Annotated in this window: 23 protein-coding genes; 14 read left to right on the forward strand and 9 right to left on the reverse strand. The window is 68.1% G+C overall.

What is annotated here, in order from left to right:
- Nucleotides 1-352: 352 nt before the first annotated feature.
- From NDI86_RS11085 to NDI86_RS11135, 11 genes are all read left to right on the forward strand, one after another.
- Nucleotides 353-1,321 carry a Na+/H+ antiporter subunit E gene (locus tag NDI86_RS11085; RefSeq protein WP_310900490.1) on the forward strand — a complete coding sequence of 323 codons (969 nt, stop codon included), beginning with the start codon at nucleotides 353-355 and terminating at the stop codon, nucleotides 1,319-1,321.
- Nucleotides 1,318-1,602, forward strand: coding sequence for a monovalent cation/H+ antiporter complex subunit F (locus NDI86_RS11090; protein ID WP_310900491.1), 285 nt, complete (start codon nucleotides 1,318-1,320; stop codon nucleotides 1,600-1,602). The genes NDI86_RS11085 and NDI86_RS11090 overlap by 4 nt, the downstream gene beginning before the upstream one ends.
- Nucleotides 1,602-1,988, forward strand: a complete 387-nt coding sequence (gene mnhG, locus NDI86_RS11095) for a monovalent cation/H(+) antiporter subunit G (RefSeq protein WP_310900492.1) — start codon at nucleotides 1,602-1,604, stop codon at nucleotides 1,986-1,988. The genes NDI86_RS11090 and mnhG overlap by 1 nt, the downstream gene beginning before the upstream one ends.
- A complete protein-coding gene (locus tag NDI86_RS11100; protein WP_310900493.1) occupies nucleotides 1,985-2,536 on the forward strand; it encodes a DUF4040 domain-containing protein in 552 nt (183 codons plus the stop codon). Before mnhG ends, NDI86_RS11100 begins: the two co-directional genes overlap by 4 nt.
- A complete protein-coding gene (locus NDI86_RS11105) occupies nucleotides 2,533-3,015 on the forward strand; it encodes an MnhB domain-containing protein (RefSeq protein WP_310900494.1) in 483 nt (160 codons plus the stop codon). The genes NDI86_RS11100 and NDI86_RS11105 overlap by 4 nt, the downstream gene beginning before the upstream one ends.
- Nucleotides 3,008-3,409: a cation:proton antiporter subunit C gene (locus NDI86_RS11110; RefSeq protein WP_310900495.1), complete on the forward strand. Its 402-nt coding sequence runs from the start codon at nucleotides 3,008-3,010 to the stop codon at nucleotides 3,407-3,409. The genes NDI86_RS11105 and NDI86_RS11110 overlap by 8 nt, the downstream gene beginning before the upstream one ends.
- A complete protein-coding gene (locus NDI86_RS11115) occupies nucleotides 3,406-4,872 on the forward strand; it encodes a proton-conducting transporter transmembrane domain-containing protein (RefSeq protein ID WP_310900496.1) in 1,467 nt (488 codons plus the stop codon). The genes NDI86_RS11110 and NDI86_RS11115 overlap by 4 nt, the downstream gene beginning before the upstream one ends.
- Nucleotides 4,869-6,539 (forward strand): proton-conducting transporter transmembrane domain-containing protein, encoded by a 1,671-nt coding sequence (locus NDI86_RS11120; RefSeq protein ID WP_310900497.1) that lies wholly within the window; start codon nucleotides 4,869-4,871, stop codon nucleotides 6,537-6,539. The genes NDI86_RS11115 and NDI86_RS11120 overlap by 4 nt, the downstream gene beginning before the upstream one ends.
- Nucleotides 6,536-8,221, forward strand: coding sequence for a proton-conducting transporter transmembrane domain-containing protein (locus NDI86_RS11125; protein WP_310900498.1), 1,686 nt, complete (start codon nucleotides 6,536-6,538; stop codon nucleotides 8,219-8,221). Before NDI86_RS11120 ends, NDI86_RS11125 begins: the two co-directional genes overlap by 4 nt.
- Nucleotides 8,222-8,226: 5 nt before the next feature.
- Complete coding sequence (locus tag NDI86_RS11130; RefSeq protein ID WP_310900499.1) at nucleotides 8,227-8,646, forward strand: DUF7522 family protein; 420 nt, start codon at nucleotides 8,227-8,229, stop codon at nucleotides 8,644-8,646.
- A 151-nt stretch (nucleotides 8,647-8,797) separates the two neighbouring features.
- Nucleotides 8,798-9,292 carry an Lrp/AsnC family transcriptional regulator gene (locus NDI86_RS11135; protein ID WP_310900500.1) on the forward strand — a complete coding sequence of 165 codons (495 nt, stop codon included), beginning with the start codon at nucleotides 8,798-8,800 and terminating at the stop codon, nucleotides 9,290-9,292.
- A gap of 360 nt (nucleotides 9,293-9,652) precedes the next feature.
- Here NDI86_RS11135 and NDI86_RS11140 read toward each other — a convergent pair whose 3' ends face one another.
- The 4 genes from NDI86_RS11140 to NDI86_RS11155 form a co-directional block, all read right to left on the reverse strand.
- Nucleotides 9,653-10,108, reverse strand: a complete 456-nt coding sequence (locus NDI86_RS11140) for a hypothetical protein (RefSeq protein ID WP_310900501.1) — start codon at nucleotides 10,106-10,108, stop codon at nucleotides 9,653-9,655.
- The gene (locus NDI86_RS11145) at nucleotides 10,105-11,325 is read right to left on the reverse strand and encodes a cell wall-binding repeat-containing protein (protein WP_310900502.1); all 1,221 of its coding nucleotides are present in this window, start codon (nucleotides 11,323-11,325) and stop codon (nucleotides 10,105-10,107) included. Before NDI86_RS11145 ends, NDI86_RS11140 begins: the two co-directional genes overlap by 4 nt.
- Nucleotides 11,322-13,112, reverse strand: a complete 1,791-nt coding sequence (locus NDI86_RS11150; RefSeq protein WP_310900503.1) for a DUF4396 domain-containing protein — start codon at nucleotides 13,110-13,112, stop codon at nucleotides 11,322-11,324. Before NDI86_RS11150 ends, NDI86_RS11145 begins: the two co-directional genes overlap by 4 nt.
- Nucleotides 13,113-13,177: 65 nt before the next feature.
- Nucleotides 13,178-13,540, reverse strand: a complete 363-nt coding sequence (locus tag NDI86_RS11155; protein WP_310900504.1) for a four-helix bundle copper-binding protein — start codon at nucleotides 13,538-13,540, stop codon at nucleotides 13,178-13,180.
- A 162-nt stretch (nucleotides 13,541-13,702) separates the two neighbouring features.
- Here NDI86_RS11155 and NDI86_RS11160 point away from each other — a divergent pair, with 162 nt between their 5' ends.
- A complete protein-coding gene (locus NDI86_RS11160; protein ID WP_310900505.1) occupies nucleotides 13,703-14,302 on the forward strand; it encodes a winged helix-turn-helix transcriptional regulator in 600 nt (199 codons plus the stop codon).
- Nucleotides 14,303-14,308: 6 nt separating this feature from the next.
- Here NDI86_RS11160 and NDI86_RS11165 read toward each other — a convergent pair whose 3' ends face one another.
- Complete coding sequence (locus NDI86_RS11165; RefSeq protein WP_310900506.1) at nucleotides 14,309-14,623, reverse strand: hypothetical protein; 315 nt, start codon at nucleotides 14,621-14,623, stop codon at nucleotides 14,309-14,311.
- A 306-nt stretch (nucleotides 14,624-14,929) separates the two neighbouring features.
- On the opposite strand from NDI86_RS11165, the gene NDI86_RS11170 reads away from it, so the two are divergent.
- Nucleotides 14,930-15,217 carry a hypothetical protein gene (locus tag NDI86_RS11170; protein ID WP_310900507.1) on the forward strand — a complete coding sequence of 96 codons (288 nt, stop codon included), beginning with the start codon at nucleotides 14,930-14,932 and terminating at the stop codon, nucleotides 15,215-15,217.
- A gap of 52 nt (nucleotides 15,218-15,269) precedes the next feature.
- Nucleotides 15,270-16,259, forward strand: coding sequence for an ion channel (locus tag NDI86_RS11175; RefSeq protein ID WP_310900508.1), 990 nt, complete (start codon nucleotides 15,270-15,272; stop codon nucleotides 16,257-16,259).
- 51 nt (nucleotides 16,260-16,310) lie between these two features.
- On the opposite strand, the gene NDI86_RS11180 is transcribed toward NDI86_RS11175, so the two are convergent.
- The 4 genes from NDI86_RS11180 to NDI86_RS11195 all read right to left on the reverse strand — a co-directional run bounded on the left by NDI86_RS11180 (nucleotide 16,311) and on the right by NDI86_RS11195 (nucleotide 18,973).
- Nucleotides 16,311-16,679, reverse strand: a complete 369-nt coding sequence (locus NDI86_RS11180; protein ID WP_310900509.1) for an SHOCT domain-containing protein — start codon at nucleotides 16,677-16,679, stop codon at nucleotides 16,311-16,313.
- Nucleotides 16,680-16,683: 4 nt separating this feature from the next.
- A complete protein-coding gene (locus NDI86_RS11185; protein WP_310900510.1) occupies nucleotides 16,684-17,085 on the reverse strand; it encodes a DUF302 domain-containing protein in 402 nt (133 codons plus the stop codon).
- 279 nt (nucleotides 17,086-17,364) lie between these two features.
- Entirely contained in the window at nucleotides 17,365-17,712 is a 348-nt protein-coding gene (locus NDI86_RS11190) for a hypothetical protein (RefSeq protein ID WP_310900511.1), read from the reverse strand.
- Nucleotides 17,713-18,250: 538 nt separating this feature from the next.
- A complete protein-coding gene (locus NDI86_RS11195) occupies nucleotides 18,251-18,973 on the reverse strand; it encodes a cupredoxin domain-containing protein (RefSeq protein WP_310900512.1) in 723 nt (240 codons plus the stop codon).
- Nucleotides 18,974-18,997: the final 24 nt, after the last annotated feature.

Here is an 18,997-nt window from a genome sequence, read left to right on the forward strand (position 1 = left end):
GCCGGGCTTTCGGCGGGCGGGGATTCGACCGATACTGGAAAGGCCGCCTTGCGCACGGACGCTGGCTACCTACTCGCATCCCTTTGTAGCTATCTGTGACATATCAGTACGCAACAGACCACGACTGCCCCGTCGACCCCGGTCCGCCTGTCTCGACCCGCGACGGGATACACCGCCAGCGCCGACCCGATTCCGGCGACCGATGCGCAGGGCAATCGAGTACTGTCGCTGTTGCAGTACTTTTACCGAAACAGTAAATATTGGGCGGAACATTTACCAGAGTGGTAGATAACAGTATGTTATATGAACGAGTTTGCCGATGGCGGGCGGCCGACGGACGGCTGGAGGTCGGATGACCGAACTGGTCGGAGTCGTCGGTGACCGCGGGCGCCTCAGGGATACGGTCCAGTACGTCCTGCAGGAGGCTCGCGAGGCCGCTCAGTACGAACCCATACCAGTCCGGTTTCTGATTCCGGTAGGGTCCGGCCACGACGGCCTCCCCAGGCCCGCGGCTGAAGCGCTTGCGACCCGAGTGGAGACGGTGGCTGACGCGGAAGCGCCCGGCTATCCCGTCGTCACCGCGTTCGCGCCGGTCTCCGGGGCGGACGCGGACGCCCGCGCTGCGAGCCTCGTGGACGCCGTTCCGGAAGGCGTTGCCCGGATTGTCCTCATGCCGGAACTGGCCGAGTTCGACCCGGTCGTCGTCGAGGGCGCGCTGGCTCGTCGGGCACGCGAGGGCGTCTCGATAGAGCGGGCGCCGGTGGGCCGACGAATCGTCCGACCGCCGCTCGCGCTGCCCAGGACGACCGGTAAAGTCCTCGCAACCTTCGGGCTCTCCCTGGCGTTTTACCTGTCGCTGGGCGACCCGACCAGTGCCTTCGACGTGGCGACCGGCGTTCTGAGCGCCGGGGTCGTCACGGCGGTCCTCTCACGCATCGTCTTCGAGGACGACCCCTCCGTTCGAACGCTCGCGAGCGCGCTCAGAGCCGGGCTGTTCCTGCCGTACCTGCTGTATGCCGTCGCGCGGGCCAACGTCGCCATGGCCGCCGTCGTCCTGGACCCGCGGCTCCCAATCGACCCGTCGGTCGTTCGCGTCCCCGCTCCAGCGGGTCGAATCGGGCGGGCCCTGCTCGCCAACAGCATCACGCTCACGCCCGGCACGCTGACGGTCGACGTCGTCGACGACGAACTGGTCGTCCACGCGCTGACTCGCGGGAGCAGCGACGCCCTCGAAGCAGGCCGACTCGCCCGCGCCGTCTCCTTCGTCGTCGGGGAACCCACGCCATCCGCGGACGCCCCACCGGACGGTGCGTCCCGGTGACGGCGACACCGCTGGCGGCCGACGCCCTGCTCGTCGGGGCCGCCGGGCTGATACTGCTGGCCGTCGCGCTGCTCGGCCGCGTCGTTCTCGGGCCGACGACGCCGGACCGGGTCATCGCGGTCAACGTCGTCGGGACGGCCACCGTGGTCGTCATCGCGCTGGTGGCCGCCGCGGTCGGCGAGCCGAGCTTCCTCGACGTCGCGCTGGTGTATGCCCTGTTGAACTTCCTGCTGTCGACCGGGCTGGCGAAGTTCAGCATCGAACGCGGGGGTGTCCTGTAGTGGCCACGCTCGCGACGGTCGCTGTCGCGCTGCTCGTCGGGGCCAGCGTGTTCTTCTCGCTGGTCGCCGTGGTGGGCTTTTACCGCCTCCCGGACGTGTACGCGCGCGCTCACGCCGCCTCGAAGAGCGAGACGCTCGGCGCGTTGCTCGGGCTGTCGGCGGCCGCGGTCACCTTCGGTCCACAGGCGACGTTCAAACTCGCGCTGCTGGCGCTGTTCGTCCTCGTGACGGGCCCGACGGCCGCCCACGCCATCGTCCGCGCGGCCGCCGACGCCGGCACCGTCCCCTGGACCCGCGACGACGCGCTCACCGACGGCGGCCGCGAGGTCGGACCGTCCGCCACCGCCCCGTCCGAGCGGGGCGACGAGCGGGAGGACCGGCGATGACGGTCCCGTTCGAGGTGGCGCTGTCGGTCGTCCTGCTGACGTTCCTCCTGCTCGTCGCGGTACTGACCGCCGTCGTCCGCGACGTCCTGACCGCCGTCGTCGTGTTCGCGGCCTACAGCCTCGGGCTCGCGATTCTCTGGGTCCTCTACCGCGCGCCGGACGTCGGGCTGACCGAGGCCGCGGTCGGGGCGGGAGTGACGACGGCGCTGCTCCTGCTGGCGATTAGCCGGACGGTCCGGCCCGCCAGCAGCGGCGTGTTCGTCGACCGGCGGAGCATCCGTCCCCGGTCGCTACTGGTGGCCGCGTTCGTCGCCGGCGGCCTCCTGCTGACGGTCCCGGCGCTCCCACCGGTCGGCAGCGTCGAGACGCCCGCGTTCGGGCCGGTCGCGTCGTTCTACCTGCAAGACACCGTCGAGCGCGGCATCGACAACGCCGTCACGGCCGTCCTCGTGGTCTACCGCGGGTTCGACACCTTCGGCGAGGTGGCAGTCGTGTTCACGGCCGCCGTCGCCGCGCTGGCGGTCTTCGGACGGGAGGTGTCCGGATGACCCGCGAGCCCTTTACCGACAGCCCGGTCGTCACCCCGACCGTCCGGCTGCTGGCCCCGTTCGTGCTGACCTACGGGCTGTTCACGCTGTTCCACGGGACCACCTCGGTCGGTGGCGGGTTCCAGGGCGGCGTCGTCGCCGCCGCGATGGTCGTCATGCTCGCGTTCGCGCTCGGCATCCGCCAGACGGTCGACTGGCTCGACGAGCGAGCGCTCTGGGGCCTCGTCGTGGCCGGCCCGGTCGTCTTTGGCGCCGTCGCGCTGGCGGGAATCGCCTTCGGTGGCGCGTTCCTCCAGTTCGACGTCCTCCCGATAGCGAAGGCCTCGGTCTACGCGACGGAGGCGGTCGAGGTCGGTATCGGCGCCACCGTCGCCGCCGTGGTCGTCGTCCTGTTCGTCCGCATCGCGGACGGCTACAGCGAACCGACCGACGCGGCGTCGCCCGCCGACAACGGCGAGGAGGGCCGTACCGATGACTGAGCTGCCGCTGGGGCTGGGGGCGTGGTACGCCCACGTCGCCTACGTCCTGCTGGTCGCCGTCGGCCTGTTCGTCCTCGTCAACGACGAGAACCTCGTGAAGAAGGTCATCGGGCTGAACATCTTCCAGACGGGCGTCTTCCTGTTCTTCGTCACGAGCGCCTACCGGCTGGACGGCCGGGCACCGCTCGTCACGGAGCCCGGACCGTTCGTCAATCCGCTCCCGCACGTCCTCATCCTGACCGCTATCGTCGTCGGCGTGGCCGTGACTGCGGTGGCGCTGACGCTCGTCGTCCGTATTTACGGCGAGTACGGGACGCTCCGTGAGGACGTCATCCGGTCCATCCGCGAGGACGACGCCAGCGCCGTCGCCGCCGACCGGGAGGGTCAGACGTGACCGACCAGTTGCTCGTGTTGCTGGTAGCCGCCCCGCTGCTGGCGTCGACACTCCCGCTGTTCGTCGCCGTCCGGAGCCGGCGGCTCGCTCGCTGGCTCGTCCTGGCCGTCCTCGTCGGTCAGGTCGCGCTGGCGGTGGCGCTCGCCTGGCTCGTCTCCGCGACCGGCCCCGTCTCCTCCGTCGTCGGTGCGATTCCGGCGTCGTTCGGAATCGGGCTGTTCGCCGACCGAGTGACCGCAGCCCTCGCACTGCTGGTCGCCGCCGGCGCGCTCGCCGCGTCGCTCACCGACGACCGGCACCGCAGCGGCCCCGAGTACGCGCTCTGGCTGTTGCTGGTCGCCGGCCTCAGCGGTGTCGTCGTCACGGCGGACGTGTTCAACCTCTACGTCTTCCTGGAGATATCCGGACTGGCGGCCTACGCGCTGGTGGCGTCGGCCCGCGGCGTCGAGCCGGCGCTCGCGGCGCTGCAGTACCTCCTTGTCGGGACCGTCGGCGCGACGCTGTACCTGCTCGGCGTCGGCTACGCCTTCGTCGCGACGGGGACGCTCTCCATGGCCGACCTCTCGGTCGCGCTGGCGGCCGCCGGCCACGACTCGACGCTCGTCGTGGCGGCGTTTGCCCTCATGACCGTCGGTCTGAGCGTGAAACTGGCGCTGTTCCCGCTGCACGCCTGGAAGCCCGACGCCTACGCGGCGGCCACGCCGGCGGTGGCGACCGTCCTCGCCGCGCTGGGGTCGACGGTCGCCGGCTACGCGCTCGTCCGCATCGTCTACGACGTGTTCACGGCGGCGTTCTTCGACGCCGTCCCGGCGATGCAGACGCTCCTGCTGGCCGCGGCCGCGACCAGCGTGGTCGCCGGCGGCGTGCTCGCGCTCCGGACGAGCGACGCCCGTCGGCTCCTGGCGTACTCGTCGGTCTCGCAGTACGGCCTGTTCGGCGTCGGACTCGCGATGGCGACGCCGACGTCGGTGACGGGTGCGCTGGTCGTCCTCGTCGGCCACGCCGTCGCCAAGGGCGGCCTGTTCGTCGCCGCCGGCGACGCCGCGCGCCGCCACGGCGCGACGGCCGTCGAGGACTACGCCGGGCTGGCCGACCGGGACCCGCTGACGGCCGCCGCCGTCGCGGTCCTTGGCGTCAGTCTGGTCGGCCTCCCGCCGACGGTCGGGTTCGCCGGGAAGTGGTCGCTCGCGCTCGGCGCGATAGCGGCCGGCTCGTGGGTCGTCGCGACGGTCGTCCTCGCCAGTACGCTGCTGGCGCTGGCGTACGTCGGCCGACTCGTCGAACGGTGCTACCTCGGGAGCGCCGACGCGGTGTCCCCGGGTGGCGTCCGCGCCGACGGCGGCGTGCCCGCCTCCGCGTCGGTCGTCGTGCTGGTCGCCGCGGCCGCGCTGGTCGTCGCGCTGGGTCTTGGCTCGTCGGCGCTTGCCGCCTGGTTCGCGCCCGTCGTGGAGGGATGGCTATGACCGAAGTCACGTCGCTGCTGCCGCTGGCGGCCGTCGCCGTCCCGGCGATAGCGGCACTGCTCGTCCTCGCTTCGCGAGCCCACCCGAACGTCCGCGAGGGCTGGACGCTGCTGGCCGGCCTCGGGACGGTCGCGGTCGTCGCGCTGCTGGTCGCCGACGGTGTAACCCACGTCACCCCGCTGGGCTCGCTGGCCGGGCTGGACCTGGCGCTTCGGGCCGACGCCGCTGGACTGCTGTTCGCGCTGCTTGCGAGCACGCTGTGGGTCGCGACCAGCCTCTACAGCATCGGGTACATGCGCGGCCTCGACGAGGCCCGACAGACCCGTTACTTCGCGGCGTTCGCCGCCAGCATCGCCGCGACGATGGGCGTCGCACTGGCCGCGGACCTGCTGACGCTGTTCGTGTTCTACGAACTGCTGACGCTCGCGACCTACCCGCTGGTCGTCCACGCGGGCGACGCGGCCGCTCGACGCGCCGGCCGGAAGTACCTGGCGTACACGCTCGGCGGTGGCGTCCTGGCCCTGGCCGGCATCCTGCTGGTCCAGGTCCTGGCCGGCACGCTCACGTTCCTGCCGGGCGGCATCGCGGGGCTGGCGGCCGCCGACCCGACACTCGCGAGGGCCGCGTTCGGACTGCTGGTCGCCGGCTTCGGCGTCAAAGCGGCGGTCGTGCCCCTGCACGCCTGGCTGCCGGCCGCGATGGTCGCGCCCACGCCCGTCTCCGGGCTGTTACACGCCGTCGCGGTCGTCAAGAGCGGCGCGTTCGCGGTCTATCGCTCCGTGCTGTACGTCTTCGGCCCGGAGGCGGCGAGCGACCTCGGTGTGGCGCTCCCGCTGGCGGTCGTCGCCGCGGCGACGATGGTCCTCGCCGGCCTCGTCGGGCTCCGCCAGGACAACTTAAAGCGGGGGCTCGCCTACTCGACGATAAGCCAGCTCTCGTACATCGTCCTCGGCATCGCGCTGCTGACGCCGCTCGCGGCCTTCGGCGCGCTGTTGCACGTCGTCGCCCACGCCTTCATGAAGATAACCCTGTTCTTCGGGGCGGGCGTGATATACGCCGAGACCGGCGAGAAGTACGTCTCCGATATCGCGGGCGTCGGTCGCCGACTCCCCGTGACGATGACGGCCTTCGCCATCGGTGCGGCCGGCCTCGTGGGGTTCCCGCTCGTGGCCGGCTTCGTCAGCAAGTTCCACCTCGTCCTCGGGGCCGCGGCCGCACCCTCGCAGGTGTTCGTCGCCGCGTTCCTCGTGGCGGGCCTGCTGAAACTGCTGTACTTCTGGCCCATCGTCTACGTGGCCTTCTTCGGCCGCAGCGACGGCGCCGACCCGGCCAGTCGCCACGCGTTCGCGCCGCCCCACGACGCCACCGGGACCGCGTCCGCCTCCCGGACGCCGGTCGTCCCCGTCGCCGCCGACGGTAGCGGCCCACATCTGGCCGTAGACGACGGGACCGCCGACTCGACCCGGGAGAGCGAACACGACGCTGCCGAGGCGGCCGAGACTGATTCGGCGAACCGATGGGAGCGCCCGGCGGGGCTGGAGGCCTCCGTGTTCCTGCTCGTGCCGGTGGTCTTCACGGTCGGGACGGCCGTCTTCCTCGGCGTCGCGCCCACGGCCCTGCCGTTCTGGGAACTGGCCGAGACGGCCGTCACGGAGGTGTTCGGATGAACGACCTCCTCCTGAGTGTCCCGCCGTGGGTGGCGTTCCTGCTGGCAGCCGCCGTCGCGTTCGTCGCGCCCCGGCGAATCGGCTACCTCGTGGGCGTCCTCGCGACGGCGATAACCGTCCCCTGGCTGCTACTCGCGCCCGCCGAGTCGACGCTCGTCGTCTCGTCGCTTGGCTTCGAGCAGACGCTCTACCGCGTCGACGCGCTCGCGCGGCCGGTCGCCGCCGTCTTCGGGGTCGCCGCCACGCTCGCCGTCGCCTACGCCTACGCGACCGACGCCGACGCCCGGACCAACGCCTACGCCCTGGCGCACATGGGCGTCGCCGTGGCCGCCGTCCTGGTCGGCGACTGGCTCAGCCTGCTGGTCGCCTGGGAACTGCTGGCCGTCACCGCGACGGTCCTGGTCTGGCACCACGGCGGCACGGCGGTTCGGCCGGGGTTCCGCTACGCCGTCTACCACCTCGTCGGCGGCGCGCTGCTGGTGGCCGCGGTCGTCCTCCACTACACCGCCGTCGGCACGTTCGCCATGGGCGTCGGCTTCGCCGACGGCCTCCCGACGGCGCTCGCGGTCCTGGGCGTCGGCGTCAACCTCGGCTTCGTCGGCCTCCACTACTGGGTGCCCGACACCTACCCGCGGCCACACGTCGCGGCCAGCGTCGTCCTCGCGGGGTTCACCACCAAGGTGGCCGTCTACGCCCTGGCACGGGTCGTCCCGGACGGCAGCGCACTGGTCGCGTGGATGGGCGGAGCGATGGTGCTGTACGCCGTCTGGATGGCCGTCCTGCAGACCGACGTCCGGCGACTGCTGTCGTACCACATCGTCTCCCAGGTGGGGTACATGGTCGCGGCCATCGGCGTCGGGACCGCCGCCGGGACCGCCGGCGCCGTCGCCCACCTCTCGACGCACGTCCTCTACAAGGGCCTGCTGTTCATGGTGGCCGGCGCGCTCCTCTATCGGACCGGGACGGAGTCGCTGAAACGCCTCGGCGGGCTCGGCCGCCGGATGCCGCTCACGTTCGCGGTCTTTCTCGTCGCGGCGCTGGCCATCTCCGGGGTGCCGGGCTTCTCGGGGTTCGTCAGCAAGGGCCTCGTGCTCAAGGCCGTCGAGCAGCGCGGCGGCGACCTCCTGTGGTGGGCGCTCGTCATCGGCGGTGTCGGGACCGTCCTCTCGTTCGCGAAGGTCGGCTACTACGCGTTCGTCCGGACGGCGCCCGAGCCTCTCGACGTTCGGCCCGCCCCGCTGGCACTCTCGGCCGTCCTGCTCGTCGCCGCCGTCCCGAGCATCGCCTTCGGCCTCGCTCCGGACCTGCTGTACGGCGCACTCCCCGGCGACACGGGCGGGTTCGCGCCCTACGCGGCCGCCGAACTGACGAAGGTCGCGCTGGTCACCGCCGCCGGCGTCCTCGCCTTCGCGACGCTGCGAGACGCCATCGCTCGCGTCCCCAGTGCGGACGTCGACCGACTGTTGCACCCGGTGGCGTTCCGGCTGGCGACCGCCAGCGCCGACGCCGTCATCGCCGCCGGGCGCCGCGCCGACGGCGCTCTCGCGACCGCCCTCTCCCGAAGTACCGACCGACTCGCGGACGACGACCGCCGCGACCCCCTCGGCGGCCGGTTCGGGACCACGCTCCTCGTGGTCGCCGCCGCCCTCGGGGTCGCACTCCTCGTCGCACAACTCGGCTGAAACCAATGACCGACAACATCGACACCGAACTCGACCGCACGACCCCCGACTACGACAGGCTCGTCGCGTTCCTCAGGGACCGCTTCGGGGACGAACTCAGGTGGCTCGCCTCGTTCAACAGCGACACCTACCGGTACAAGGTCCGGTACATCCGACCCGACCTCAAGACCGAACTGTCCGGACACGACCTCATGACCGTCATCCACCGGACCATCGCCCTGTTCAACCGCCCCTACGTGGAGGAGGTGTACACGCACCTCGGCGACGCACAGTCGCTGGTGCTTCACCACGAACGGGCGACCGCCGTCCACGTCTACCTCGGCGACGCCGACGGATTCGTCGTCAAAATCCGCGCCGGGAACGATATCAGTATCCCCGGCTTCGTCGACGACTGCCTGGCCGCTCTGTACGGGCCCCGGCCGTGACTCTCGTGGGGACGCCACGTCACGGATACGCGTCGACCCCGCCCGGTGTCGCGAGTGCGCCCGCGACGTCACGCCGGGCAAGCGGCCGCTCGACAGCCGTCACGGGGGGCCGTGCAAACGTTCATGACCGTCTCGGCCGAAGCGGTCCGCTATGACACTCAAAGGGCTCGACGAACTCGACCGGTATATTATTCACGAGCTCCAGCGGGACGTCAAAGACACGTCCTCGAAGGAGATTGCCGACGCGATGGACGTCTCCCCCAGCACCGTGCGCAAGCGAATCGACCGTCTGGAGGAGAAGGGTATCATCACCGGCTATCACGCGGACGTAGACTACGGCAAGGCAGGTTACCAGCTCCACATGCAAATCGTCTGTACGGCGCCGATTCAGGACCGGGAGGAGCTGGGCCGGCAAGCGCTCGACATCTTCGGCGTCGTCTCGGTCCGCGAGATCGCGACCGGGGCTGACAACCTCCTCGTCGGCGTCGTGGCCAGAGACAACGACGACCTGACCCGCATCGCCGGGGAGCTGAGCGCGCTCGGCCTCGCGACTTCGGACGAACAGCTCGTCCGCGGCGACCGGTTCACCCCGTACCAGGGGTTCATCGAAGCCGACGAGACCGCCGTCGACTCCCGACCCCCCTGATGCTCTCTCGTGGCTCCTGGCAGACGGGCATGTCGAACGCGCCGGGATTCGCTCTCGTCTCCGGGTCTCTCGGAGTTCGATAAGTGCAACAGCGCCCCGTTCGAAATGATTCACGCTTCGGGGACTGTCGCGCCACTTCCGGTCCCTGCGAGGGTTGGTATGCGACGGCGTCACTCGGTCCAGCACCCCGATTCGTAACGTATTTCTGTGCCAGTGGGATACCTACGAATGCTTCAGCCAGCGTGTCCGGGCTGGGGTAGTGGCATCCTTTAGCCTTGTGGTGGCTAAGAGGCGGGTTCAATTCCCGCGCCCGGACCTTTCTCGCGTGCGTATCTCGCACCGCTGTACTGTTTTCGGGACTCACGTGGCCGCGTCGTCGACCGCCGTGGGGTCGTGCGTCCGCAGGCGGTCTTCGACCGCTCCTACCTCTGCGTCCGAGACGCTCACTGCGACACGAGGCCCCTCGGCTTCCGGCACGTCTTTGCGCAGTCCCCAGACGCCGCCGACGAAGCCACCGACGGCGACACCGACGGCGAACCCGAAGGCCACGAGTGTGAGCCGTCCGGCCGTCAGTATCGGACTGAGACGCGGGAACCAGAGCATGTCCGTCGCCATAGCCAACAGGAGTATCGCACCGAGGACGCCGCCGACGAGGCCGCCCCACAGCAGGCCGCGCGCCTCCGGTGGCCGAGCCGAGGGGTCGAAGAACGGGTTCCCGATATCCGGCCGTTCCGGGTCGTACCCCTCCGAACGGAGGTCTTTCGCCGCTTCCGTCGCGTCGTCCGGGTCGTCGTAGCGTGCGACGACTCGCCTCACGACGGGCCACCTCCCTCCAGGATGCCGTGGACCTGTGCCTGGACGTCTCGGCTGACCGTCTCCGGTGGCCCGGCGATCCAGCCGTGGTTGTACTTGCGGTCGTACGGCGCCGCCTCGGTGGGCTCGAAGAACTTCCGCAGGTAGTTCTCGACGGGTGTGGGGAGTTCGTCCTGCCTGACGGCGAGCATCGGCCCGTGTTTGCCGCGGTGGCTCTCGACGCTGGCCGGGACGGCCGTCTGCCAGTCGTTCGGGTTCGCGAAGATGAAGTTGTGACCGGGGTCGGCCAGTCCCCAGCCGATGTTGCGGGACCACTCGCCGAACCACCAGCCCTGGTTCCGGCCGAGGTCCTTGTACCCCGCCCACGCGGCGCTGACGCTGTAGGGGTCGCCGGCGTCGGGAATCCGCGTGACGTGGCCGTAGGCGCCGAGATTCCGGGCCACCTCGGAGCTGATTGCCGCCTCGTCTCCGACGAGGTACATATAGGCGGCGTCGTAGCGGGCTTCGAGTTGCTCGGCCGTCTCCTCGGGTATCGAGTCGCGTTCGACCCAGAGGAAGCCGTCGCCGGCGTGGGCGTTCCAGGACTGGATTGGAACGGCTCGCTCGGGTGCGTCGAGGCTCGCGACGAGCACCTCGTCCTCGTGGTTGCCGTGCATCGAACTGACGTACTGGTCGGCGTTCGCGGCGACGCGGACCGGGTTGGTGCCCGGAATCCGTCGGACGTCCATCCCCATCGCTTCGACGTCCCGCCTGACCGCGTCGCTGATGTAGCGCTCGCTCCCGACCAGATACACCTGGACGTTCCCGTCCATACCGACGCCCTCGGGATGTGCGCGCTCGATTTCGTCGCGAGTGGCCTGCGGGAGTTCGTCGCGCCGCGTCAGCAACACGGCGCCGTCGATAGGGTGGTGGATGAGGCCGACGCCGGGCAGGGCCGCCTCGAGGACGCTGTCGTTGACGAGGATGAGCGCGCCGGGGTAGGTCGGTTCGTTGACGGCCGTGTAGACGCTCTGGCTGTAGGCGGCAGCGGTTTCGTACACGTTCTCGCCGGCCAACCGTGTAGTCATCGTCGTGGCCGTCCACTCGTCGACCGCCGCCGTCTCGGGGCCGGTCTGTTGCTCGCCGTCGTCTGTCTGTGCCATCGCGATACCACCGATTCCGGCCGCGGCCGGAATCGTCGCCAGGTCTCTCAGGAGCTGTCGTCTGCTCTTGTCGGTCATAGCGCGCCTCCGGGTTTGACGTTCTTGCGGACGAGCAGGCCGTTGACCGGCCAGGCGATACAGAAGCCCACGAGCGTCGAGAACACCATGACGCCGAACCAGAGGATGTTGTCGTCGCCGGGCATCATCGGGAGGTTGAGCATCATCAGCACGTACATCATCGTCATCATCCCGACCGAGACGCTGGTCATGCTCACCCCGACGGCCAGCAGGGCGCGTCGGGTCGCCACGCGTCGGTCGAGGCCGAGCGACGCCTCGAACATCGGGACGTGGAAGACGAGCCACGAGACGAGGAAGGCGACCACGTAGACGACGGCCATCGTGAGCACCATCGGACTCCCGAGCATGAACACCGGGCTCTCGAACACCACTAACGGCATCCCGAAGTAGGTGAGTCCGAACGCCACCGCTATCATCGTGCTGGCGGCGAAGGCGATACCCATCGCCGTGGCCGAGGCGGCCCGGAGCCAGTACGGTCTGACGACGCGCTGGTGGCCGTCGCGTTCGACCACCTCTCGTCCCCGGTAGGCGAGCCAGTAGAACCCCAGGCCGATCGGGCCAAGCAGCAGTGTAAACATCGGCCACACCAGCTTCGTCCAGTCGCTCGCCTCCGGAATCCGGCGCCGGACGTGTGCGTAGACGAACGACGCCCCCAGCAAACTGAACGCCGCCCACGACGCCGAGAGCGCGTCGAGCGGGCTCATCCCGGGGCCCTGCAGCCGGTAGGGGGTAATCTCGACCGCGTAGTCGCTCCGGGCCTGTGATACCCAGGACACGTCCTCCATCGGCCCCAGCACGAAGACGTGGTTGAACGGCCCTTCCGCGGGCGTCGAGAACCAACTCGACTGGATTCGCCAGAGGTAGTTCTCCGTCACGGCCGGGAGCGTCCCGTCGTCGTGGGCCAGCAGTATCGGACCGGCCTTCCCCCACTGGAGGTTCGTGCTGGCGACGGCGTGGCCGGGCCGGTCGGGATTGACCAGCATCGTGTTGTCGTACCCGACCTTGTCCCGCTCGTCGATGCCCCACCCGAAGTCCCGGGACTCGTCGCGGTACTTCGCAATCTCGACGGCGTGGTCCTGGGGTGTCGACCCGCTGACACGTGTCCACTCGACGTCCAGTGACCCGAGCGCGTCCCGACTCACGAGGTCGGGCGGCGCGAGGACGTATACGTGTGAGGCGTTCAGTTCGTCGATGGCCCGCTGGGTGGCACTCGGGACGCCGTCCTCGTTCGCGTAGAGAATCGGGTCGCCGCTGTAGGCGCTCCACGCGGCGGCCGGGAGCGCCCACTGGGGGGACTCGCTGCTGACGAGGATGACGTTGTTCGGGCTCACGCCGTCGCTGTTGTTCCCACGCATCGCGACCTCGGCGGCGGTCTGTGCCGGGTCACCACCGGACAGCCGTACCGTCGACGCGTTCGGTGCGGCGGTGGTTCCGTCCCCGGCACCGGGGACCGGCGCGTCACCATAGAGGACGATGGCGTCGGCGCTCGCTCGCAACCGGGATGCGGCGAGCGCCGTCTGCCAGTCGCCCTCGGGGACGCGAACGACGGTGTCGTACGAGGCGTTCGCGCCCGGTGGTCGCGCGGCCCGGGCGGTGTCCACACTCAGCTGTGCGGGGTCGCCCGCGGGAAACCGCGTGGTGTCTTTCGTCTGCATCGTCGCGTAGGTTCCCTCGGGCGTCTGGCCGTAGTCGAACAGCGTCAGCGCGACGACGTAGAGTGGCTGTGCGGCGACGACGACGACGACCAGCGCCGCGACGACCGTAGCTAACGTTTTCCATGCGTCCATTGCTCTGTATCGAAAGAAACGGTTGCTCTGTGAGCGGTTCTGGTCCGTCTCGCGGGCGCCCGCGTCTAGTTGCCGGCGGCCATCTTCCGACAGCTCTCCGCACACTCGCGGACGACGTCGGCACACACCTGGCAGTGCTCGGCGTCGTGGCGCTCGCACTCCTCGGCGCACTCCTCGGCGATGCCCGCGGTGACCTGTGCGAGTTCGGCGTCGTAGTTCGAATCGCGCGCCATGAACCGAGCGTGCGTGGCGGCGATGTCGGCGACGTCCCGACAGAGTCGGAGACACCGGGCCATCTCGTCGCCCTCGCCCGCACACTCGTCGGCACACCACTCACAGACCTCGGTGGCTTCGAAGCAGTTTTCGAGACACTCACGCGCTTCGCCGTCCAAGTGGCCGATCTTCCCGGCCGTCTCTGCGAGAGACATACACGGATAGTGGGGTGTGAAATTTTTGTCAGTTTGCACTTCGAAGCCGTGGCTCTGGGGCGGCCGAGTTTCGGCACCCGACCACTCTATTTGTAAGGTACCCTAGAGACCCTTGCCTCTGCCGGTCACAGATTCGTATGTTTCAAACACGGATATCCGGCGATGAGTGAACTCGACGATACGGACGTACGGATACTGCGACTGCTCCTTGACGACGCTCGGCAGTCGTACACGGACATCGGCGAGCAAGTCGACCTCTCGGCACCGACAGTGTCGAACCGGGTGAGCAGACTGGAAGAACTCGGCGTCATCCAGGGGTTCACCCTCGATATCGACCGGTCGATGCTCCGGGTCGGCGACGCAGTACTCATCGAGATACGGACCGAGCCCGGTGAGACCGACGCCCTCGTGGCGTCGCTCACCGAGATTGACGCGGTGGAGTACGTGGTGCAGTCGTTCGAGCCACGCGTGACGGTCCACGCGTTCATGGACGACCAGGAACTCGAAGCGCTGGTCACCGAGACACTCGACGCGGCAAGCGTCGAGAGCTACGAGATTCGGAAGGTGTCACACTCGGTGTGGGACCCGGGAATCGACCACGCCGACCTCGCGATGGAGTGTGTCCAGTGTGGGAAGCCCATCAGGGGTGACGGCGTCTCGGTGACGGTGGAGAAACGCCGGTACTACCTCTGCTGTACGTCCTGTGAGTCCGCGTTCAAAGAGGAGTACGAGACGCTTCGGACGGCGGCTGGCGACGGCTGAGCGGCCTCACTCCGTCGCCGCTATCTCGGTCACGTCCGTGGTTGCCATCGCTCCGTCGCGGTGTTCGCGCTGTACGTGGAGGCGAATCCCTTCGTCGGTGGCCGAAGCCTCGACGACGTCGACCACGTGTGGCGTCGCGTCGGGGTCGAGTACCGTGAGACTGCCGTCGTCACTGACGATACCGTAGCCACTCTCGACGCAGTGGCCCATGAGCGCGCAGTCACGGGTGTGGACCCGGGCTTTCTCGAGGAGTTCGTCACGTGCGTTCTTCCTGATACAGCCCAGGTCCATCACGTAGCCTTCGACTGTCTCGTTGGGCATGCCGACGGACGGTTAGCGCCTGCGACACAAGCGACTTAGTACGGCTGTCGTACGTGGTGGTCACCAACTACTGGCCCTGCATACTCGCGGCCGGCCGACACTTCACAGCGCTAAGCCACAGAACGTTCACTTCGGGTTACACTTTTCCGACTGGCAGTTCAAATTGGTGTCGGAGCCGTCGTCGACGATGCCCCGTCGGTAGCTACACGCCGGAAGGTATCACGCGTCAGCCGCCCGCGGCCGCTGACGGCCCGGCGTAGTCACACCGCGACAGTCAGGCCGTTCTCGTCTACGCATACCACAATCATGAGCTCACGAACCCCAGACGAATACGTCGACCGTGCCACCGATTCCACCGCCAGCGACGCAAACCGCAAAGAGGCGATTCACGCCCTCGAAACGGCCAACGAGTGTGACGAACTCGCCGCGCTCGTTCGAGATCACGATATCGAAGCGCAGTTTCGACACGAAGCACTCGAAGCCATGGGGACGCCCCAGTGTGCCGACACGCTCCAGTTGCTCGTCGACGAAGACGTGCTGGATTCGGAGATGCAATCCAGCGCGGTCGAGATACTCGACCGAACGAGAACGTGAGCGTCCCGCTGAACGGCCCTGTCGTGGCCGGGGGTGACGGTGAGACCGTCCGATGAACTACGGCTACCTGCTTCTGGGCGCGCTGTGTCTCCTCCTCGCCGTCGGGGACCTGCTGTGGACGACACTCTGGGTCGAAGGCGGGGCCGGGCCGATGACCAGTCGGCTGATGGGCCGGACCTGGGACACGCTCCGAACTGTCTCCGGCGACCACTCTCGGTGGTTGTCGGTCGCTGGGCCGGCGATACTTATCGGCAGTCTCGTCGTCTGGATTGCGCTGCTGTGGGCGGGCTGGACGTTTCTCTTCGCCGCCGCCGAGAACGCGCTCATCGATACGCGAGCCGCAGGCCCGATTTCGTGGACCGAACGGCTGTACTTCGTCGGCTACTCGGTGTTCACGATGGGTAACGGCGATTTCGCACCGCGGGACGGCCTGTGGCAGGTCGTCACTGCGCTCACCACCGCGAGTGGGATGTTGTTCGTGACCCTGAGCGTCACCTACGTGCTCTCCGTCCTCGGCGCCGTCACACAGAAACGGGCACTCGCGAGTAGTATCTCGGGGCTCGGTCCTCGAAGTACCGAGATACTGGCGACGAGTTGGGACGGCGAGGAATTTCGCGGCCTCGAACTCCCGCTGAACACCATTTCGACGCGAGTGAACACGCTCACGTCTAATCACAAAGCCTACCCGATACTCCACTATTTCTACACGCCGGACCCCGACCGAGCGCCGACGGCGGCCATCGCCGTCTTCGACGAGATGCTGACGCTTCTCCAGTTCGGTGTCTCGAAACGGCACCGCCCCAGTGAACTCGCAATCAGACAGGCCCGCGAAAGCGTCAGTACGTATCTCGAGACGCTCGATACCGCGTTCGTCCAAGCGGCCGACGAGTCGCCCCCGGTGCCGGCGATTTCCGCTGTTCGTGACGGGGGCGTCCCGACAGTCCCGCCCGAGGAGTTCCACGACGCGATGACGACGGTCGATGACCGGCGTCGGCAGTTGTTTGGCCTCCTGCAATCTGACGAGCGCCAGTGGCCCCGGTGAGACGCTGCTTGTCGCTGGTACGCTGTTCGGAGCGAGCGGGGTTCGGGTCGGCTAGCTCGACTCCTGACGACTGAGGGTGGCGCGGCGTTCCTCGAACTCCTCGTCGGTGAGGTCACCGAGAGCGTAGGTGACCCGGAGTTCCCGAAGCGCAGGGTCGGTGGTCGCCGACGACCCGGTGTGACCGGCAACGGCGCGATACGAGAGGTAGCCGACACCACCGAGAACGAGCACCCAGACGACCATCATCCCGACACCCCACAGCGGTGAGAGGCCCCCGGCCAGCCCGTCGCTCCACCACCAGCCCATCATTCCCATCATCGGCATCGCGAACAGCATCAGCAACACCGGCGACAGGACGATGACTGCGACGACGAGCAAGACGGCGCGGAGCAGGCCATCGGCGGTGTGGTCGACGGACATCCGACTAGGCAGTTCCGTTTTCCACCGTCGCTAACACCCGTTCGAATCGGTCGTGAACGTCCGCTCCGATCGAGTCGAGTGCGTCGTTGTCCGCGATACCGACCAGTTGTTGTGGGTCGACAGCACTCACTCTGACGTCGCCGTCGTCGGTCTCGTAGACGACGACGTTACACGGGAGGAGTGCGCCGAGGCCGCGCTCCGCGGTCAGCCCCTCGTGTGCGAGCGCCGGGGTACAGGCGCCGAGGATGCGATACTGTCGGAACTCCTCCCCGAGTTTCTCCTCGAACGTACTCCGGACATCGATGTCACAGAGGACACCAAACCCCTCGGCGTCGAGCGCGTCGATGGTTCGCTCGACCACCTGGTCGAAGTCACCAGCCACTGACGTGTCCATGGTGTAGCTCATACGCCATGGTACAACTGTTAGACATATAACAGTAGTGTCCGGGTGGAGCACGCGCGAACACTGTGTCCGCGGTATCGGTGCGGGACCCGTTTCACCGGGACCGCTCCAACTGCTCACGCTGTCTTCGAACTCCTCGTCCGAGCGCTCGCCACGACCCGCACACAGGCGACAGCTAACGTGCGTCGACGAGCGCCGTCCAATCCGTGTACTGTGTTGGGTCGGGTTTCCGTATCGGCGGGTCGCGGTGTTCGGTCGATGCGTTCGAATTGGGCAGGCCCCTCAGCAGTGGCCCTGTCCGTACGTTCCGCGGTGGTAGTCGTCGTGGTGGTCCTGTTCGTAGGGCCCGTAGCCGTCGTGGTCCCGGGCCATCTCGTCGGCGGTCAGGCCCGTGTGGTCTTCCATCCACTCGACGCTACCGGGGCCCATGTGGTTTTCCATCCACTCGACGCTACCGGGGCCCATGTGGTCTTCCATCCAAGCCGCCCAGTCTGTGGTGGTCCCGTCGTACGGGGGCGTGTCGTCAGCGGTCGTGTCGGTGCCGTGTGCGCTGCCCACGGGCACGGCGAACGCGAGTCCGACGATCGCGAGCGCCACGAGCAGCCAGCGGCCGAGTTTGAAGGTAGTCATTGTCTCTCCTCAGTTAGTCGGAGGACCCCTCGGGAGTTCTCACGCTGGGTGTGAACCCGAGCAGGAGATAGTTCGAGAACGTGTATAGGCCGTTCTAATCGTTTCTCTGCAATAGACTCGTTCATCAGTGTCGAATTCACTGGTCGTGAGGGTGACAGCGTCGAGGGGACGCGCTGTACGTGCCCGCGAGTGTCCACATCTCGCTGCTCGTGACGTGACGCGATGACCGCACGACCCACGCGGGAGACATCCCACGCGAGGAGGAAACGCAGTAAACACGGGCGCACGGCCGCCCCATCTTCTCGATGAACCAGCCAGCCCGGCGTGGCGCACTTGTGCAACCCCTTGTGGAGGAACCACCAGCCCACGAGCAACCGGCGGAAAACGAGCCGGGAGCCAATCAGCGTCGCCGAGAACTCGAGCGTGTCCGCCCGGCCAAGCACCGTCCTCGGGGGCTGGACAATCGACCGCGTGGTCGTCAGCTAGCGAGTCCGCATCAGTCCCGGTGTCCGTGGGTAGTTCCGTATCGACTCGGACGTTACGTCGATTGCCCGCTGTGAGTCTCCGCTTCGTGGTGACCTCCCTCGGTGCTGGTGTCTTCTTCGTGGTGTTCCTCTTCCTCTTGGTGGCCCTCACTCAGGATATCTCGGCACATGCCGTTGAGTTCCTGGAGTTTCGCCCGCACTTCCTCGGGCTTGTCTTCCGGTATCGTCCGGAGCGCCTGTTGGTCCTCGAGATGGGGCTGGCCGACGATGACGGTGGCCAGCATCCCGAACGACTCGTGGGGGGTGCAGTAGTAGTGGTAGACGCCCTCGGTCTCGAAGGTGTGCTCGAAGGTCTCACCTTCCTCGGACATCGTCCCGCTGTCCCAGGCCGCCGTCCCTTCGGGGACGAGTCGGGGCTGGTCGTTGCCGGGGTGGTAGGCCGTCGCGGTGTGCGTGCCGCTCTCGAGTCGCCACGTGACCGTCCCACCGGGTTCGACCCACGTGACGTGTGGGTCGAAGTGGTACTCGGTCGAGTCCTCGGTTCGGGCCGTATTGACCGCCACCTCGCGTGACGCCCGGGGCTCGCTCACCGTGTCGTGGCCGTGAGCTTCGTCGCCATGGCCGGGGTGATTGTCTCCGCCGGACTCCGTGGGAGTCCCCCCTGCTGTCTGTTCCCCCGACCCGCTTGTAGCGCTGTTACAGCCGGCCAGCCCAGCAACAGCTAGGCCGGCAGTCCCTTCGAGCAGTCGCCGTCGCGTGAGTCCTGGTTGGCTCATAGTACGGGTCACCTCACAGTTCGA

It is taken from the genome of Haloarcula onubensis, from assembly GCF_031624605.1.
In the GTDB taxonomy this organism is placed as follows: domain Archaea; phylum Halobacteriota; class Halobacteria; order Halobacteriales; family Haloarculaceae; genus Haloarcula; species Haloarcula onubensis.

Bases quoted from the DNA above. Each gene is read 5' to 3' on its own strand.
- NDI86_RS11180 (WP_310900509.1), bottom strand. From the start codon at position 16,679: ATGTCCGTCGACCACACCGCCGATGGCCTGCTCCGCGCCGTCTTGCTC.
- NDI86_RS11120 (WP_310900497.1), top strand. From the start codon at position 4,869: ATGACCGAAGTCACGTCGCTGCTGCCGCTGGCGGCCGTCGCCGTCCCG.
- NDI86_RS11155 (WP_310900504.1), bottom strand. From the start codon at position 13,540: ATGTCTCTCGCAGAGACGGCCGGGAAGATCGGCCACTTGGACGGCGAA.
- NDI86_RS11170 (WP_310900507.1), top strand. From the start codon at position 14,930: ATGAGCTCACGAACCCCAGACGAATACGTCGACCGTGCCACCGATTCC.
- NDI86_RS11130 (WP_310900499.1), top strand. From the start codon at position 8,227: ATGACCGACAACATCGACACCGAACTCGACCGCACGACCCCCGACTAC.
- NDI86_RS11195 (WP_310900512.1), bottom strand. From the start codon at position 18,973: ATGAGCCAACCAGGACTCACGCGACGGCGACTGCTCGAAGGGACTGCC.
- NDI86_RS11160 (WP_310900505.1), top strand. From the start codon at position 13,703: ATGAGTGAACTCGACGATACGGACGTACGGATACTGCGACTGCTCCTT.
- NDI86_RS11105 (WP_310900494.1), top strand. From the start codon at position 2,533: ATGACCCGCGAGCCCTTTACCGACAGCCCGGTCGTCACCCCGACCGTC.
- NDI86_RS11125 (WP_310900498.1), top strand. From the start codon at position 6,536: ATGAACGACCTCCTCCTGAGTGTCCCGCCGTGGGTGGCGTTCCTGCTG.
- NDI86_RS11145 (WP_310900502.1), bottom strand. From the start codon at position 11,325: ATGACCGACAAGAGCAGACGACAGCTCCTGAGAGACCTGGCGACGATT.
- NDI86_RS11190 (WP_310900511.1), bottom strand. From the start codon at position 17,712: ATGACTACCTTCAAACTCGGCCGCTGGCTGCTCGTGGCGCTCGCGATC.
- NDI86_RS11100 (WP_310900493.1), top strand. From the start codon at position 1,985: ATGACGGTCCCGTTCGAGGTGGCGCTGTCGGTCGTCCTGCTGACGTTC.
- NDI86_RS11185 (WP_310900510.1), bottom strand. From the start codon at position 17,085: ATGAGCTACACCATGGACACGTCAGTGGCTGGTGACTTCGACCAGGTG.
- NDI86_RS11110 (WP_310900495.1), top strand. From the start codon at position 3,008: ATGACTGAGCTGCCGCTGGGGCTGGGGGCGTGGTACGCCCACGTCGCC.
- NDI86_RS11085 (WP_310900490.1), top strand. From the start codon at position 353: ATGACCGAACTGGTCGGAGTCGTCGGTGACCGCGGGCGCCTCAGGGAT.
- NDI86_RS11150 (WP_310900503.1), bottom strand. From the start codon at position 13,112: ATGGACGCATGGAAAACGTTAGCTACGGTCGTCGCGGCGCTGGTCGTC.
- NDI86_RS11165 (WP_310900506.1), bottom strand. From the start codon at position 14,623: ATGCCCAACGAGACAGTCGAAGGCTACGTGATGGACCTGGGCTGTATC.
- NDI86_RS11175 (WP_310900508.1), top strand. From the start codon at position 15,270: ATGAACTACGGCTACCTGCTTCTGGGCGCGCTGTGTCTCCTCCTCGCC.
- NDI86_RS11135 (WP_310900500.1), top strand. From the start codon at position 8,798: ATGACACTCAAAGGGCTCGACGAACTCGACCGGTATATTATTCACGAG.